Origin of the sequence: Mycolicibacter senuensis, assembly GCF_003284925.1 — a bacterium.
Lineage (GTDB): Bacteria > Actinomycetota > Actinomycetes > Mycobacteriales > Mycobacteriaceae > Mycobacterium > Mycobacterium algericum_A.
Genome location: NZ_QMEX01000254.1, coordinates 1 through 2669, shown reverse-complemented (window position 1 = coordinate 2669; position 2669 = coordinate 1). Strand labels below are relative to the sequence as shown.

The window sequence follows — 2669 nt, the reverse complement described above, 5'->3', positions numbered from 1 at the left end:
CTGGCCGATGCCGCCCAGCCGCTCGGCCTGGCCCACCGCCCTGGCGGCCACCGTGTGCTCGCCGCCCACCGGCTTGGCGCCTTCGGCCACGCACACCATCGAGTAGGTCGAACCGCGTTGGGCGCGTTCACGAATCAGTTCGGCGACGGGCTCCAGCCGGTAGGGAATCTCCGGGATCAGGATGGCGTGCACCCCGGAGGCCATGCCGGCGTGCAGCGCGATCCAGCCGGCATAGCGGCCCATCACCTCCACCACGATGATCCGGCTGTGCGAGGTCGCGGTGGAGAACAGCCGGTCGATGCATTCGGAGGCGAACCCGACGGCGCTGTCGAAACCGAACGTCGCGGCGGTGCGGTCCAAGTCGTTGTCGATGGTCTTGGGCACCCCGACCAGCGGCAGCCCGGCGTCGTGCAGATGGTTGGCAATCGTCAGGGAGCCGTCCCCGCCAACGGTGATCAGCGCATCGATCCCCCGCTCGGCGAACCGCCCGAGCAGCTCGTCGGTGCGGTCGACCGCGATCCAGCTGCCGTCGGGCTGCTGCACCGGGTAGGCGATCGGGTTGCCGCGGTTGGTGCTGCCCAGGATGGTGCCGCCCTGGTGGATGATGCCGCGCACCCGGTTGCGGGTCAGCTCGATCAAACCGCCGTCGGGGTAGTCGTCACCGAACAGCATCCCGTTGAAGCCGTCGCGGATCCCGACGACCTCCCACCCGCGGTTGTCGGCGGCCAACGTCGCGGCATAGATGACGGCGTTGAGGCCGGGTGCGTCGCCTCCGCCGGTGTTGATCGCGACGCGTTTGATCCCCGCGGTCATGACACCTCCTGCAACGGGCTCTGCGGATCGATCAGGATCTTGGCGTGCCGCGCCGGATCGGCCAGCGCATCGAAGGCGTTCGCCACCCCGCCGAGCCCGACAGTCCCGGTGATCAGCGGCGTGACGTCGACCTTGCCCTCGGCGATCATGTGCAGCGTGTCCCGGAATTCCATTGGGGTGTAACCGAACACGAACCGCAGGTCGGTCTCCTTGTTGATCGCCATCGCCGGGCGGATGGTGTCGTTGCCCATGCATACCCCGATCACCACGACCCGGGAGAACAGCGGGGCGCCGGCGATGATCCCGTCGATCACTCCCGGGACGCCGACGCACTCGAAGATCACCGGGCGTTTCGGGGTGGCGGCGCCGACGGCCTCGGCGGCCCGCCAGACATGCCACCAGGGCAGCCGCGCCTTGTAGAGCTTCTCCACGGTGCCCACCGCGACACCGAACGCATCCGCGGATCCCGTGAGATGTCCGTGCCCGGCGGCCGCGTCGTACGGCGAGCCCTGCGCCGGGTCGACGACGACGTCGGCGCCGCAGCGGGCGGCCAGCGCGCGCCGGCCGGGTGAGAAGTCGCTGGCGATCACGGTGCGCACCCCGCTCGCCTTGAGCATGCACACCACCGCCAGGCCGATCGGCCCGCAGCCGATCACGATCGCCACGTCGCGTTTGCGCACCTCACCGCGCCGGACGGCGTGCCAGGCGACCGCCATCGGCTCGGTCAGCGCCGCCGCCTCCGCCGACAGCCCGTTGGGGACCGGCAACGTCAGCGACTGCTCGACCACTAACTGCTCGGCGTAGGAGCCCGGCGCCGCCGCCGACAGCCCGACGGGGTGGATGCCGTCGGCGCGCCGTACCAGCGGCACCGAGACCACCCGGGTGCCGGCGCGGGGCGCCTTGCGGGTGCGGGGTCCGTGGTCGAGCACCTCGCCGCAGAATTCGTGGCCGAGCACCACCTGCTGGTGCGAGCGCATGAAACCGTCGTAGCCGGTCTCGGCCGCCGCCTCGGCCACCTCGTCGCAGTGGTGGCGGGCGTGCAGGTCCGAGCCGCAGATCCCGGAGCGCAGCACCCCGAGCAGCAGTTGGCCTTTGGCGGGCGCCGGTGTCGGCAGGTCGATGACGTCGAGTTGGGCATTACTGCAGCTGACCGCTTTCACGCGACCCAGCCTACGAGGCACCCCTGTCGGTGGCGCGGTTTATGGTGGCCGCGATGGGACTGCAGCTGCACCGCGCCGAACGCACCGACGCCCTCGTCGACGGGCTGGGCGCGCTGCTGGCGACACCGCCGGCTGACCCGTTCGCGCTGGACCTGGTGCTGGTCCCGGCCCGTGGCGTGGAGCGCTGGCTGTCCCAGCGGCTGTCCCATGTGCTCGGCGCCGGTTCATGGGGCGACGGGGTGTGCGCGGGGGTGGAGTTTCGCAATCCGGCGTCGCTGATCGCCGAGATCACCGGGATCGCCGATGAGGACCCGTGGTCGCCGGACGCGATGAGCTGGCCGCTGCTGTCGGTGATCGACGCCAGCCTCGACGAAGACTGGTGCCGCACCTTGGCAACGCATTTGGGCCACTTTCACGACGGTGACGACGCGCAGGTGCGACGTGGCCGGCGCTACGCGGTGGCGCGGCGGCTGGCCGGGCTGTTCGCCTCCTACGCCCGACAGCGGCCCGAGATGCTCGCGGACTGGCTCGACGGCGGGCGCGGCGACGGCGCGGGTGGGCAGTTGGATCCCGACCTGGCCTGGCAGCCGCCGCTGTGGCGGGCGCTGGCCGCGGCCATTCCGGCCGATCCCCCCCACGTTCGGCACGCCGCGCTGCGCTGCCTGCGACCCAGCGGCTGAGCCCGGAAGACCCCGG

Annotated in this window: 2 protein-coding genes and 1 pseudogene; 1 reads left to right on the top strand and 2 read right to left on the bottom strand. The window is 71.5% G+C overall.

The genetic code is table 11. The annotated features are described in order from the left end of the window. A partial coding sequence (locus tag DQP56_RS23720; RefSeq protein ID WP_112689506.1) for a 6-phosphofructokinase occupies positions 1 to 813 on the bottom strand: 813 nt, incomplete at its 3' end. Further along, on the bottom strand, positions 810 to 1973 hold the full coding sequence (locus DQP56_RS23715) for a zinc-binding dehydrogenase (RefSeq protein WP_112689504.1): 1164 nt from the start codon (positions 1971 to 1973) through the stop codon (positions 810 to 812). The genes DQP56_RS23720 and DQP56_RS23715, both read right to left, overlap by 4 nt. Positions 1974 to 2026: 53 nt before the next feature. On the opposite strand from DQP56_RS23715, the pseudogene DQP56_RS23710 reads away from it, so the two are divergent. Then, positions 2027 to 2623: pseudogene (locus DQP56_RS23710) on the top strand (exodeoxyribonuclease V subunit gamma); the annotation flags it as partial. Between the last annotated feature and the right edge of the window lie 46 nt (positions 2624 to 2669).